At 39.3% G+C, this 13,759-nt stretch carries 18 protein-coding genes; 10 read left to right on the forward strand and 8 right to left on the reverse strand.

Going from position 1 to position 13,759, the window contains the following annotated elements; genetic code table 11:
* Positions 1-41: 41 nt before the first annotated feature.
* Entirely contained in the window at positions 42-1,262 is a 1,221-nt protein-coding gene (locus tag BUE31_RS15975) for an ABC transporter permease (protein ID WP_073404793.1), read from the reverse strand.
* Positions 1,263-1,468: 206 nt separating this feature from the next.
* On the opposite strand from BUE31_RS15975, the gene BUE31_RS15980 reads away from it, so the two are divergent.
* The 3 genes from BUE31_RS15980 to BUE31_RS15990 all read left to right on the forward strand — a co-directional run bounded on the left by BUE31_RS15980 (position 1,469) and on the right by BUE31_RS15990 (position 4,863).
* Positions 1,469-2,698 (forward strand): exo-beta-N-acetylmuramidase NamZ family protein, encoded by a 1,230-nt coding sequence (locus BUE31_RS15980; protein ID WP_234997844.1) that lies wholly within the window; start codon positions 1,469-1,471, stop codon positions 2,696-2,698.
* A 205-nt stretch (positions 2,699-2,903) separates the two neighbouring features.
* Positions 2,904-3,821, forward strand: a complete 918-nt coding sequence (gene fmt / locus BUE31_RS15985; RefSeq protein ID WP_073404795.1) for a methionyl-tRNA formyltransferase — start codon at positions 2,904-2,906, stop codon at positions 3,819-3,821.
* Between the two features lie 103 nt (positions 3,822-3,924).
* Positions 3,925-4,863: a D-2-hydroxyacid dehydrogenase family protein gene (locus BUE31_RS15990; RefSeq protein WP_073404796.1), complete on the forward strand. Its 939-nt coding sequence runs from the start codon at positions 3,925-3,927 to the stop codon at positions 4,861-4,863.
* Positions 4,864-4,923: 60 nt separating this feature from the next.
* Here the strand turns inward: BUE31_RS15990 and BUE31_RS15995 are convergent, their stop codons facing one another.
* A complete protein-coding gene (locus BUE31_RS15995) occupies positions 4,924-5,259 on the reverse strand; it encodes an antibiotic biosynthesis monooxygenase family protein (RefSeq protein WP_073404797.1) in 336 nt (111 codons plus the stop codon).
* Between the two features lie 109 nt (positions 5,260-5,368).
* Here BUE31_RS15995 and BUE31_RS16000 point away from each other — a divergent pair, with 109 nt between their 5' ends.
* Entirely contained in the window at positions 5,369-5,953 is a 585-nt protein-coding gene (locus BUE31_RS16000) for a hypothetical protein (RefSeq protein WP_073404798.1), read from the forward strand.
* A 124-nt stretch (positions 5,954-6,077) separates the two neighbouring features.
* On the opposite strand, the gene BUE31_RS16005 is transcribed toward BUE31_RS16000, so the two are convergent.
* From BUE31_RS16005 to BUE31_RS16020, 4 genes are all read right to left on the reverse strand, one after another.
* A complete protein-coding gene (locus BUE31_RS16005) occupies positions 6,078-6,524 on the reverse strand; it encodes a DUF1569 domain-containing protein (protein ID WP_073404799.1) in 447 nt (148 codons plus the stop codon).
* A gap of 58 nt (positions 6,525-6,582) precedes the next feature.
* Positions 6,583-7,029: a DUF1569 domain-containing protein gene (locus BUE31_RS16010; protein ID WP_073404800.1), complete on the reverse strand. Its 447-nt coding sequence runs from the start codon at positions 7,027-7,029 to the stop codon at positions 6,583-6,585.
* Positions 7,030-7,242: 213 nt separating this feature from the next.
* Entirely contained in the window at positions 7,243-7,650 is a 408-nt protein-coding gene (locus BUE31_RS16015; RefSeq protein WP_073404801.1) for a VOC family protein, read from the reverse strand.
* 68 nt (positions 7,651-7,718) lie between these two features.
* Entirely contained in the window at positions 7,719-8,198 is a 480-nt protein-coding gene (locus tag BUE31_RS16020) for a helix-turn-helix transcriptional regulator (RefSeq protein WP_200801933.1), read from the reverse strand.
* A 192-nt stretch (positions 8,199-8,390) separates the two neighbouring features.
* Here BUE31_RS16020 and BUE31_RS16025 point away from each other — a divergent pair, with 192 nt between their 5' ends.
* Genes BUE31_RS16025 through BUE31_RS16035 form a run of 3 tightly spaced genes read left to right on the forward strand, consistent with a single transcriptional unit; the run spans position 8,391 to position 10,271 of the window.
* Positions 8,391-8,669: a DUF4342 domain-containing protein gene (locus BUE31_RS16025; protein WP_073404802.1), complete on the forward strand. Its 279-nt coding sequence runs from the start codon at positions 8,391-8,393 to the stop codon at positions 8,667-8,669.
* A 28-nt stretch (positions 8,670-8,697) separates the two neighbouring features.
* The gene (locus BUE31_RS16030; RefSeq protein WP_073404803.1) at positions 8,698-9,471 is read left to right on the forward strand and encodes an ABC transporter ATP-binding protein; all 774 of its coding nucleotides are present in this window, start codon (positions 8,698-8,700) and stop codon (positions 9,469-9,471) included.
* A gap of 53 nt (positions 9,472-9,524) precedes the next feature.
* Entirely contained in the window at positions 9,525-10,271 is a 747-nt protein-coding gene (locus BUE31_RS16035; protein ID WP_073404804.1) for an ABC transporter permease, read from the forward strand.
* A gap of 12 nt (positions 10,272-10,283) precedes the next feature.
* Here the strand turns inward: BUE31_RS16035 and BUE31_RS16040 are convergent, their stop codons facing one another.
* Positions 10,284-10,613, reverse strand: a complete 330-nt coding sequence (locus tag BUE31_RS16040; RefSeq protein WP_073404805.1) for a hypothetical protein — start codon at positions 10,611-10,613, stop codon at positions 10,284-10,286.
* Between the two features lie 355 nt (positions 10,614-10,968).
* On the opposite strand from BUE31_RS16040, the gene BUE31_RS16045 reads away from it, so the two are divergent.
* On the forward strand, positions 10,969-11,187 hold the full coding sequence (locus tag BUE31_RS16045; protein ID WP_073404806.1) for a hypothetical protein: 219 nt from the start codon (positions 10,969-10,971) through the stop codon (positions 11,185-11,187).
* Between the two features lie 219 nt (positions 11,188-11,406).
* Positions 11,407-12,189, forward strand: coding sequence for an FkbM family methyltransferase (locus BUE31_RS16050; protein ID WP_073404807.1), 783 nt, complete (start codon positions 11,407-11,409; stop codon positions 12,187-12,189).
* Positions 12,190-12,232: 43 nt separating this feature from the next.
* Here the strand turns inward: BUE31_RS16050 and BUE31_RS16055 are convergent, their stop codons facing one another.
* A complete protein-coding gene (locus BUE31_RS16055; RefSeq protein WP_073404808.1) occupies positions 12,233-13,030 on the reverse strand; it encodes a DoxX family protein in 798 nt (265 codons plus the stop codon).
* A gap of 415 nt (positions 13,031-13,445) precedes the next feature.
* Between BUE31_RS16055 and BUE31_RS16060 the strand changes: the two genes are divergently transcribed.
* Positions 13,446-13,733: a DUF6922 domain-containing protein gene (locus BUE31_RS16060; RefSeq protein WP_073404809.1), complete on the forward strand. Its 288-nt coding sequence runs from the start codon at positions 13,446-13,448 to the stop codon at positions 13,731-13,733.
* The last annotated feature ends 26 nt before the right edge of the window (positions 13,734-13,759 follow it).

Raw genomic sequence — 13,759 nt, forward strand, 5'->3', positions numbered from 1 at the left:
AAAGCTTTTTGCTTTGGTCTTTCCGCTTTAAGCTTTAAGCTCTATTTAAATTGAATAGCTTTTACCGGCTCAATACGGGTTACCAGCATTGATGGGCCTATCATTACCAGCAAACATATTACCAGCGTTCCTAGGTTTAAAAACAGCAGCTCTATCCAATTAAACTGGATAGGTACGAAGCTCATGTAATAAGATGCCTGGTCGAGTTTAAAAAAATGGGTTTGTGATTGAAATACCCCAATGCCAATACCAAACATATTGCCAAACAACATCCCTAAGCCAATGAGGTAAAACGCGTTGTATAAAAATACCTTTTGTATGGCCCAGTTGCTGGCGCCCATTGCTTTTAACATGCCTACCATTGTGGTACGCTCCACAATCATTATCAGCAGCGCCGAAATCATATTTATAACGGCAACCAATATCATCAATACTAAAACCACTTTGGTATTACCATCGAGCAGATCGAGCCAGCCGAATATAACACCGTAGTTTTCTATTACGGTATATGATTTCAGCTTGGTTGGCAGTATGTTATCAATATTGTTAGCCGTATTATTTATATCATCAAAATCATTGATCCCAATCTCATAACCACCAATTTCATCGGGCTTCCAGTTATTGAGGCGGTTAATTAACGACAGATCACCTACTACATATTGTTTATCAACATCCTCAATGCCAGTGCTATAAATGCCGGTGATAGTAAATGCCCTTGTGCGCATGGGTACCTGCACAAAATACATTAAAATTTTATCCCCAACTTTTAGCTGCAGGCGGTTGGCCGTAAGTTGCGAGATCAGGAGCTGCTTTTTTGATTCAACTGTATCCGTAAAATCAAGCACTTTACCGGCAATTAAATTTTTCTTAAAAAATGCCCAGTTATACGTTTTATCAACACCCTTTAGTATTACACCTTCAATTTCGGTGTGGGTTTTTATGATGCCGGGCTTCATGGCAAAAGGAACAACGCTGCCAATATTATTAACGGCAATTGCTTTCTTTACAAAGTTATTGTCAGCCGTAAATGGTGAATTCTCAATGGAATTATTAAGATCGAGCTTTACAACCTGCATATCACCAGAAAAACCACGGATCTTTTCCCTTATTTCCTGCTTAAAGCCCCTTACTATGGCCAGGGTTAATATCATAACCCCTAAACCCAGCATGATACCAATAATGGCTATGCGTACAATTAATTTTGAAAATGTACGCTTAGACTTAAATGTTATACGACTGGCTATGAAATAGGCGAAACTCAATGCGATATGGATTTTTAGTACCTTCGCAAATATGCGGTTTTGCTGGTAAAAACCGGCAAACTTTAAACAGCATAGCTGGTTTATAGTTTATATCGGTTATTGGCCTCACCTAAATCCTCTCCAAAGGAGAGGACTTGAGCTTCGTTCTTTTTAGAACCCTCTCCTTTGGAGAGGGCAGGGTGAGGCAAGCCTAAAACAATTTATTTATGATGAGGATAAAACTTTTTATACAATTTTCGCTAATTGCCTGTTCATTATCATGCGCCGTATCAGGCCAAAAAACCAATTATAAACATGTTACCGGGGCTGCCGCAAAAAAAGCTGTAATGATAACCGGTGCGGCCCAAACTGATCAATATATTGATTACCTGAAAGGGAAAAACATCGGGATGGTTATAAACCAGACTTCGATAATTGGTGAAAATAAGACACTTAGCCTCGATAGCCTGGTTAAGCTGGGCATCGCCATAAAAAAGATCTATGGGCCTGAGCATGGTTTTAGGGGCGATGCCAGTAACGGCGCCGATGTAAATAACAGCGTTGATGCTAAAACAGGAGTCCCTGTAATTTCCATTTATGGCAACAAGCATTATAAACCAACCGCAGAAGATTTAAAGGGTATTGACTTAATGATATATGATATACAGGATGTTGGAGCAAGGTTTTACACCTACCTTTCAACACTGCAATATGTAATGGAAGCCTGTGCCGAAAACAATATCGAGCTAATGATATTGGACAGACCAAATCCTAATGGTTTTTATGTTGATGGACCGATATTGGATTCAGCCATCCATGCATTTGTTGCAATGAACCCCATCCCCATTGTGCACGGCCTAACCACCGCCGAGTATGCCCAAATGCTGAATGGCGAAGGTTGGCTGAAAGATCATGAAAAGTGTAAGCTGAAAATTATAAAAGTGGCTAATTATAGGCATAGTTTGCCTTACAGGCTGCCGGTTAATCCATCACCCAATTTAAACACGGATAGGTCAATCTTATTATATCCTTCAGTGTGCTTATTTGAGGGGACAACCTTTAGTCTGGGTCGTGGAACCATGCTGCCATTTTTACAATTAGGGCACCCGGCTTTGCAGGGAAAGTATACTTACTCATTTACCCCGGTAAGTATTAAGGGGATGAGTGAAGACCCACCGCAAAAAAATAAGACCTGCTACGGCATCGACCTAAAAAATTACGATACAAATACCATTTACAACAGCGGTAAGCTTAATTTAGCCTGGCTGATTGAGCTGTATAAAGCATTCCCGGATAAGGAGCATTTTTTTAACGCCTACTTTACAAAGCTTGCCGGCACAACGGAGCTGCGTAAGCAAATTGAGGCGGGTAAAAGCGAGGCAGAGATAAGAGCAAGCTGGGAGCCGGGTTTAAGTAACTATAAAACCATGCGGGCGAAGTATTTGTTGTACCCATAAAGGAAATACGGAAGTCGGAATGCCGATTGTGGAATGTTTTAAATGTGGAGTTGTGTGATCTGTAACAGCTTTTTTGGAGAGGCATTAAATTTCGTTCTTTTTTAGAACCCTCTCCAAAGGAGAGGGTAGGGCGAGGCTGGAATGCTTGCTCTTGTCACAATGTTTATTTTTAACTATCTTTAGGAGTTAGCGTTTTTATCTATATATGAAGATTATTTTTATGGGCACGCCCCAGTTTGCTGTAGCATCATTAGATGCCTTGATAAAGGCCGGTTGCGAAGTTATTGCTGTGGTGACCGCCCCGGATAAACCTGCCGGGCGTGGACAAAAACTGAATGAATCGGCCGTTAAACAATATGCAGTAGCAAACGGATTAAAAGTGCTGCAGCCCGAAAAACTAAAAGACCCGGAGTTTTTAGATAAGTTAAAATCTTTACATGCCGATCTGCAGGTTGTAGTAGCCTTCAGGATGCTGCCCGAAGTGGTGTGGAACATGCCACCACGCGGCACCATTAATTTACATGCCTCTTTACTGCCGCAGTACCGCGGCGCTGCACCTATAAACTGGGTGCTGATAAATGGAGAAAAAGAAAGCGGTGTTACCACCTTTTTTCTGAAACATGAAATAGATACCGGCGATATATTATTCACTGAAAAAATAACCCTGACAGGCCATGAAACAGCCGGTGAACTGCATGACCGCCTGATGAACAAAGGTGCGGGCCTGCTGGTAAAAACCGTTAAAGGGGTTGAAAGCGGTCGTTATAATGAGCACCCACAATCTGCTTTGCTTGATGGTGTGGAGTTAAAGCACGCACCTAAAATATTTAAAGAAGATTGCCTGCTTGATTGGCTACAACCAGCCGAAAGCATTTACAATAAGATCCGCGGTTTGAGCCCCTATCCTACCGCCTATACCTTGTTGAACGATAAGATACTTAAAGTATTTAACGCCGAATTTGAAACAGCTGAACCCGGCATACAACCCGGCGGCTTTTTAACCGACAATAAAACCTATTTAAAATTTGCCACTCAGGATGGTTACGTTCATTTAACCGATGTACAGTTAGAGGGTAAAAAGCAAATGGATATTGCGCAGTTTTTGAGAGGGGTAAAACTGTAAGATCTCCCAAAAACCGCAAAAGTTTCCCAGCAAAAAACTTACGAAGTTTCCAAAACTTCGTAAGTTTGACCACGGTTTGCCCTGCTTTTAATCCAATTTACCTATGAGCGATAAACCAAAAATTGCAGTATTGGATGATTACCAGGCTGTAGCATTCACAATGACCGATTGGACAGTTGTAAAACAACATGCCGATGTAACCGTGTTTAATGATCACCTTGTTGCTGAAGCAGAAATTGTAACCCGGCTGTTGCCCTTTGAGGCAGTTTGCATGATGCGCGAGCGCACACCGCTAACCAGGCAGATCCTTTCGCAATTGCCTAACCTGAAATTAATCATCTCAACCGGCAAGCGTAATGCATCTGTTGATGAAAAGGCTGTTGAGGAGCTTGGCATCACCCTGAAAACCACAGGTTACTTTGGCGGCGGCGCACCCGAGCTAACCTGGGCCATGCTGATGGCTATTGCTCGCAATATTACCGTTGAAAATGCAAACCTGCGCAATGGCATGTGGCAAACCACCATTGGCACCGACCTGGCAGGGAAAACCATTGGCATAATAGGGCTGGGCAACATCGGTACAAAAATAGCGGCTTATGCCAACGCATTTGATATGAACGTTATAGCATGGAGCGAAAACCTTACCGAAGAAAAAACCGCTGCAGCGGGCGTAAAGCTGGTGAGTAAGGAAACATTACTAAAAGAAGCAGATTTTGTAACCATCCATTTGATATTAAGCCACCGTTCAAGAGGTATAATTAGCCAGGCTGATCTTGACCTGATGAAACCGACAGCTTATTTTATAAATACCTCAAGGGGGCCATTGGTTGATGAAAAAGCGCTGATAAATGTATTACAGCAAAAAAAGATAGCAGGTGCGGCCGTTGATGTATATGACATTGAACCTTTGCCAACAGATCACCCTTTTCGCAAGCTGGATAATATATTGGCAACACCGCATGTAGGTTATGTTACTGAGAATACTTATAGGTTATTTTATGGAGATACGGTAACAGAATTATTGAAATGGCTTAACGGTTGATCATGGATTCGGTAGGGTAAAGTTTTGAGGATATACCGATAATATCCAGGCAATTGGCTACTAATGAGCAATATTATTAACTTCCAAATAATCAGGCTTTTCAAGCACATCAAAATGGGTTACTTCGGGTTCAAACTCCAGTAAATAATCATTGTCTTCGGGATAATAGCGGGCCTTTTGATAGTCGTTGCCGGCAAATTGCTTTATCGATTCGTAATCGTCCCAAAAAGTTAACGTATAAATATGTGTTACCTCATTATCATCCCTTTTTAAAAGGAATACGCCCCGGTTGCCTGGCGTTTTTCCATAATCGCTTAAGCCGGTTTTTATCAAAAACCGGTGATATGCTTCAGCTTTGTCTTTAGGCACCCTGCCGTGCCACATTCTTGCTATCATATGCTAAAATTCTCGTTTTATAGCCTGTATATAAGGCAAATACAATTTAACATAATTTAACTGAACTGTATTATCAGCAATTAAGTATTAATTGTAATTTCATAATATTATGAAACAAACGTTTGTTGCACTATGTTTTTTATTTTTTGCCGGTAAGGGAATTTGCCAGCAGGCAGCCTATACCTTGCCACTTCCGGCGAAGTGGGGCGTGGAAAAAATAGCCTTCCCTATTCAATTTGCACCATCAATACCTTATAAAGGAATAGAAGAGATCCGTTTTACACCGGGCTGGGGCGATAATAAAAGTGCAGAATATTGGTCGTACACCTTTTTATGGTTTATTGAGGGCGCCCCCGTTATTAACCAGGACACATTAAAAAATTGTTTAACCCAATACTACAACGGGCTTTATTTAAGCAATCAAAAAGCAAATCCGCCAGCAGATAAAAACTTCTCTCAGATTCAATTAAAAAAAATTGACACGGCAAAGGATGACCTTGAAACCTATGAAGGTAAAATTACTACCCTTAACTTTTTAAACAGACTCCCCTTTAGCTTAAATGCCAGGATCCATATCCGTAAATATTCTGCCGGTAATCATACAGCAGTACTACTTGAGATTTCGCCGCAGGATTTTAAACATGCAGTTTGGGAAGCCATGGATGGTGTTGTGGATGAATTTAGGGTACCATAGGTGCTACAGCTTTTGAAAATAATAAATGCCTGACGCATTTTCAATTGCTCTACCAATATTTTGCTCCTAAAATGAGCAAGTTTAAAAGAATAGTTCAACATACATAAACTCCATCATTAATAACCTAACCATTAAACTGCCGGAGATGGTGATCGGTATGTTTATAAGATAAATAGCCACTTTGTTCTTTTGTTACTTTCCCACAAAAGGCATGCACAAATTCAGGGTTTGAACTGTGTGCATGTTCATTGATCAGGGTAATCCAATGCTGTTTTTCAACTACTATATCGCCATTGTTTACATTAACCTTCATTTCCGGAATAGTAGGCAGGTTTTGTTTGATTTGACTTTCATCTCCTATTAGCTCTTTCAAAGCAATTTTACCAAACAAGCGGCCAAGGAACATCCGCTTAAATTTTCTCTTACCCAATAGCATTTCTTCATACAGGGTACAATGTTTCAACACCTGGTAAATATCCATTTTGCCCCATTGAGCAGTGCTATTTTCATTAAGGGTATTGATCCTGGCGATCAATTCGTCTCTTGTTGTTTTATCAAATATTGTTTTCATATTTCTTATAATTTTTTCAATTACATTGGTATAACCGGATTCGCCACCCTTAAATCATCTAACCATTAAATTGGCGCAGGTGGTGGTCGGTATGCTTATAAGCATGATACCCAACCTGTTCTTTTGTCATCTTTCCGAAAAAAGGATGCACAAAGCCGGGGTTTGAAAAATGTGCATACTCCTCAACCAAAGCAATCCATTTTGCTTTTTCAGCTGCTACATTACCATTGCTTTCTTTTACCTTAAGTTCAGGACTTGTCACTGCATTCCGCATCATGGGAGTATCGTCTTTTGAAACTTTTTTCAAAACCATTCTACCAATCAGGCGGCCAAGGAATACCCGTTTACACTTTATCGTGCCAGCTATCATTCCTTCCCAAAGTGTACAATGTTTTAACATCTGGTAAATATTCATTTTACCCCATTGTGCCGTGCTGTTTTCATTAAGGGTATTGATCCTGGCAATCAATTCATCTCTTGTTGTTTTATCAAATATTGTTTTCATATCTCGATAATTTTAAAATCAGCCTTGTATAACATATCAAGTGAAAGTTCTTTTTATTTTTTTCATATTGCAATATTATGCAATATAATTTACTAAGTACAAGTAAAATTGCAATTAATTGCAATTAATTGCAATTGTTTAATTATTTCTTAGAGTGGCAGATACTAAAAGCTGAGCGATTTCAAAAAAACAACCGCTATATTACCATTGCTTTTAAACCAGTTGTGCGAGCGAAAACCAGTTGCCTGAATCGTCTTTAAATAATGCTTCGGTGCCGTAAAATTCTTTTGTAGGCGGTTTTGTAAATTCAACTCCTTTAGCCTTTAGTTCTTCATAGGTGGCATAAACGTCGTTACAGGTAAAAACCCCTACCCCAAAAGTTCCTTTTTTTACAAGATCCCTCAACGCTTCTGCTGTTTCTTTAGAGAACATGTCTTCTGTTATTGGCGTTAAGTTTATTTCAAAACCCGGCTGCTCAGGTGTACCAACAGTAAGCCAGCGGGTATCCTTACCCATTGGCACATCCATTATAACTTTAAGTCCGAATTTGTTAGTGTAGAAGTCTAAAGCACTGTCCTGGTTAAGAACATAGATGTTTACATGTGTCATTTTAGTTATCATGCCTTTTGCGTTTTAAATTGTTTACGCAAAGAACAAGCAATAATTAAAATTTCATTTGTCTAAAATTGCTATTTTTCAAGCCAGCCATACTTTTCAGCAAAGCAACCCGGGATAAAGGCTAATGGCGATTCAACTATTCGTGTTTTTATTATTTGTTGCTGCATCAAATATGTGGAAGGAGTTATGCCAACAACCCGTTTGAACAGCCGGCTGAATGAACTTAAGCTTTCAAATCCTACCGTATAACAAACCACCGAAACAGCAATATCAGCCTTTAATAATTCCATTGCCCTTTCAATTCGCACAAAAATTAAATATTGATGGGGTGTTTTACGGTAAATATTTTTGAACTGCCTGATGAAATGAAATTTAGAAAAACAGGCTTCATCAGCAATATTATCAAGGTCAATATTGTCTAAATAGTGAGCGTCAATAAAAAGCTTTGCCTGAACTAATCGTCTGTATAAATATATTTTAGGATATTGCTCATTTATCATTTTCCGGGTATTTTTACTTCCGTTAAGTTTCAGGCTTGCAAAGTGATGCATTTACAGCACTAAGTTCTTAAAAATTCTGAATGTCTGAAATTCAAATTATTACATCAGCGCATACAAGTGTCTTTTTAGTAGAAAAGCAGGGTTATTCCAAAATTTATTTTTAATTTCCCTGTAACATTCACCGGGCTGCTTGTCTCCAAAGTATATAAAGATCAAAAAAACATATTTAATATAAATTGAATCATGACAACAAAAGAAACATTTTCCATTAACGGGGAAGCCTTGCTTGGAAAAATAAAAGAACTTATACATGAAGGTAATGTTACCAGGATCACAATTATTGATAAATCTGGTAAAGAGATCATGAGCTTTCCCCTGGCTGTAGGTCTTATCGGTGTACTGTTGGCTCCTATATTTGCAGCTATTGGTGCAATTGCAGCTTTAGTTACAGAGTGCACAATAGCAGTAGAAAGAGAAGTAAAGGAAGAAGAAGAAACTACAACCGAAGTAAAATCTTCCTAATTTTAACAATGCCCCCTAAATTTAATAAATGACAGCCGATAATATTTTAACCGTAGATGGGCTTAGCGTTAGCTATGGCAAATTTAACGCAGTACAAAACGTTTCCTTTAGTGTTCGCAAGGGTGAAATTTTCGGTCTGTTAGGGCCAAACGGCGCAGGTAAAACCAGTACGCTAAGCGCAGTAGAAGGTCTTTTAAAGCCACAAGCGGGAACTATTGTGGTTGATGGTAACGATGCCGCCTCAAAACCATTACATGCCCGCGCATCACTGGGAGTACAGCTACAATCAACCAGCTTTCAAACGGAGCTGTTTGTAATTGAAGTGCTACAGCTATACGCCGGTATTTACGGAGTGCCTGCCAGCAAAAGCGATTTGATGGCTACTTTAAGGGAAATTAACCTGGAAGACTCGGCCATGAAAAAGTTTGGGGAGCTTTCAGGCGGACAACAGCAAAGGGTATCATTAGTTATAGCTACAATTCATAACCCCAGGCTGGTATTGCTTGACGAGCCTACCACCGGCCTGGATCCGCAGTCGCGCAGGCAGCTTTGGGAACGCATTGAAGCTATCCGCGAACGGGGGCATGCCGTTTTGCTTACCACACACTCCATGGAAGAAGCAGAATCTGTTTGCGACAGGATTGCCATTATTGATCATGGCAGGGTGATAGCCATTGATACGCCGCAGGGCATGATAGACAAACACAAAAGCGACCCGGAAGTGATAGCAGTTTCACGCAGGGGACGGATAACGCTCGAAGATGTATTTATAGCGCTTACCGGCAAAGCAATACGTTCATAAATTAGTTCCAAAATCACTAATTCACTCAATCACTAATTAAGTAATTAAATTTAATGGAAAGTTCAATCCCTAAAATATCTACTGTTCTTAAAACCCTTTTACGTTCAGATTTTACTACCCAATGGCGCAACCGCCGTGCGGTAATATTAACACTGATCGTGCCGATAATTATACTTACCACCTGGAAGCCTTTTGTAGCGCAGCTTGGCGGCCCTTTTGTACTTTCAAACAGTATCACAATCGGCCTTGTTGCAATCGGACTTATGGGTTACTCCACCTCAATTGCTCGCGACAGGGACAAAGGAATCTTTCAACGCCTGCGTGTAGCCCCAATTTCATCATGGTCAATAATGACCAGCCGTTTATTAGTGCAAATGGCAATGATATTAATGGTAACAACGGCTGTTTTTATTGCAGGAAGCTCATACGACCAGGTGACACTTACACCTGCCGGGTATATTGTTACCTATTTAACCGCTGTAGTTGGCGGGGCATTATACCTAAGCATCGGGCAAATGATAGTAGGGCGCATACAAAACCCCGAAACAGTAAATTCAACTGTTCGCCTGGTTTATTTTGTTTTTATTATGGTGGGGATGTTCGGGCAGTTTAGTACAAATGCCGAGCTTCATAATATCGTACACTGGTCGCCATACGGAACGGTTAAAACCATCCTTGCTTCGGGCATGGAGCCTGCAAAATGGGATAATGATGCTTCAATGGCGTTACTGGTAACACTTGGGTATACCATAGTATGTGCTGTACTTGGTATTAAATGGTTTAAGTGGAATACGAAGTAGAAAAGGGAAAGATTAGTCGATGCTAATTAGAAGGTAACGTTCCAGCATCGGTATAAACTCATCTATGGTGTTGCTGCCGCTGGCTTTACCATATCCGCCTTTACGAAAGGTATAAAGGATGTTGCCGTTTTTTAAGCATTCAAAATGAAATTCCAGGTCTTCAGCGTTCCATAAAAGGTAAAGGCTTTCGGCTGGCGTGGCTTCAAATTTACCGGTGCGTTCCAGGTTTATATCGTCAATATAATTTAACAGCTTTTCTGCATTTTGCAGCATCATAGCATTCGGAGCAAATTCCGGACCGGTACTATTTAAAATCTCTTCAATTTCGGGATGCGTATACATAGCAATTATTAACTTAATTACCCTTACTTATACGGGCCTCCTTTTTAATAGTTTCATGAATTTTGATGTGATGATGTGTCGATTTGACGATTTGACGATTTGACGATTTGAAAATTTGATGATGTGGCAATTTGAAGATGCTATCTTGATTTGAAAATTTGATAATCTGGCGATTTGAAGATATGTTGATTTGAAGGTTTATTTAATTGAAGACATACTAATTTTCAAATCATCAAATCAACACATCTTCAAATCATCCTTTCTTCAAATTAATTTCCCTTTGGCGAACTAAAAAAATCAAAATAATTCTACCTTTGCAGCAACTGATGAACAGTTTTGTTTAACAAATTAACAAATGAAAAAAGTTAGCGTACTTCTTATTGTAGTTGGGATAATCGTAACAATTGGCTTAATTATTTATTTCAGATCGGTTGTTAACCCGGTTGATTCTGACTCAATGACCATTAGCCGCAGCGGAAGCCAGGTTTCTGAATGGCCTTTGTTTGTAGGTATCATCTTTACCTTTGTGGGTATTGTATTTTACTACGTAAGCCATTCTGAAGATAAGGCTTAATAAATCAATGCCTGCTATTTCTTCATTCGATAACTTTTTGGATGGAATTGGTAGTGTCTCAGTTTGAATTTTTCGGTAGTTTCTCAGCTTAAATTTTTCTTTTTCGTGGCTATGCGTTCTATCTCGTAGATAAGAGTTTGACGTTCTTTAGCGGCTAACCGTTAGCTATTTATTTTCATATCTTTACCGTTATAGGGATGGAGAATAACACCTCATTTTATGGCTACAAGAAAACTACTCAAAAAAATCGTAAATATTTTACCGGCAAAGTTGAAGAATAAAGCATACCGGGCATCGGCAATTGTTTTCGGGTTGAATAATTTGAATTCACTTCCTTTTTACGATATGTATCACCATATTTCGAACCTGAAAAAACTCGGGTTTGATCCTGACCTAATAATTGATGCTGGAGCTTTATTTGGCCAATGGACTGAGAACGTTAGAATTATATTCCCCGAAGCTAAATTTATAATGATTGAGCCGCAAATAGCTCAAAAAAAATATCTGGAGGCGGTAATCCACAAATTTAATAACGTCAGCCTGGAGCTTTCATTGGTAGGAGACGTCGAAAAAAATGGAGTAGAATTCTATCAAATGGGAACCGGGTCAAGTATTTATCAGGAAAATTCCGATCATTACCGGGAAAAAGTGTCGTTGAAAATGGAAACCATTGACGCTATAATTGAAAAAAAATACCAGATGCCCAACAACTGTTTTCTAAAACTGGACGTACAGGGAGCTGAAATTGATGTTTTGAAGGGCGCTACCGAGCTATTAAAAAGAACCGAGTTTATTTTATTGGAAATAAGCATATTAAACTATAATTATAAAGCGCCGCAATTTACAGATGTAATTATTTTCCTCAAAAACATAGGTTTCGTCTTATTTGATATCTGCGACGAAAGAAGAACGACAAACGAGGTGCTTTATCAGACTGATATGATCTTCGTTAAAGAATCATCTGCTATAAGAAGTTCTGTTGATTTTAAGGATATTCAATAAACAACCCCAACCTCAGGTGGAGGTTGTTTACTGACCCTATCCCTTATGATTTCTTTTTATTATAAACACCCGCAATAACAAATGCAATCCCGCTAAATCCTAAAGCTTCAAACACACTTGTTACTTCGTTGCCTTTATCTCCGTACGGATCAGCTATTGCCCTTGGGATGTGCAACATTATGAGCCAAAGAAAGATCATTACCCCCAGCAGGATAGCAACTAATTTCAGTTTTATTTTCAGAATAATTGCAACGCCGGAACCAATAAGCGCCACACCTGCAAAATAAGTCCAGAAAAGCTGACCGGGGATCCACGCGGGAACTAATTTGGAAACAAATTCAACATACAGGAAATGATCGATCCCAAAAAGGATCATAGTTATTGACAGAAAAATACCGGCAAAAGGGATGAGTTTTTCTAATATCCTTATTAATACCGGCTTTTTTTCACCAGGTAGTTCTTCAACAGGGAATGAACCTGCAACAGCAAAAGCGCCACCCGCTAATACCAGTTCTTTTAATGCATTTGACCATACTCCTAAATGATTACTATAAGGATCGACAATTAATTCAAAAGGGACCTGGGCTAAAAAAAGCAATAACAAAAATACTCCGCCCAAATAAAGCGACGCTTCTCTTGCCCTTTTCTCAATAATAATGGCAACACCTGCAGCAATAAGCACAGCACTGGTAAGGTAAGCCAAAAAAGCAAGTCCCGGGATTGTGGCAGACCATGGCGGAAATATTACCGGCCTGGAGTCAGCATAAAATAGTTGCTGAATGCCAAGGCATGCTATCATAATACCATAAAATATACGGCCTGCTTTTATCAATTTTTCCATTTGTTTAGTTTTGTTTATATCGCTCTAATTTCGCAGACAGGATAACAGAAAGCAATTCATAGCCTGTACATGTTGAAACAAGTTTGTACAAGGTAGAAATTAAGGAAAGTAGTACTACTTATTTAATTTTAATTGATCCCGCATTTAATAGCGGTATCCGGGAAATCGCTTTTAAACTCAATGGCAATTAGGGGGCTCCTATGGAGCCATTACTTATATCCATTTATGCTATAAACAGGTGACTCCGCTGGAGTCCTTTATCAAGACCGGCAATAGTTCCAGAGGAACTCCCTGTTTATAGCTTATAAGATGATGTTTTAACGGCTCCAGCGGAGCCCCCTGTTTTAAAAGCGATTTCCCTGATAGCGGTATTGATTTTGAGGGTATTAATTTTAATTATAAATATATTTGTATTGTGAAAAGAAGACAGCATATTTCTGATGTATTTCCCAAACATTTATTTTGGGACATGGATTATTCTGCGCTTGATTTTCAAAAAGACAGAGATATTATAATTCCACGCGCACTAATCGCATCGACCCCTACCACATTTCAATCTGATATTTCTAAACTGGAAAGCTTTTATAATAGTGAACAGATGGTGAATGAATTAAAAGCAACTAAAGAGCGCGTCAGTAACAGCATTTGCTCGCTGGTTGCAGAACGTTATCATATTGAAAGCTTTTCCCGTTTCAGTAAATGAATGCTGTTTCATCTGAATTACTTGAA

Source organism: Mucilaginibacter sp. OK098, from assembly GCF_900142915.1.
In the GTDB taxonomy this organism is placed as follows: Bacteria; Bacteroidota; Bacteroidia; order Sphingobacteriales; family Sphingobacteriaceae; genus Mucilaginibacter.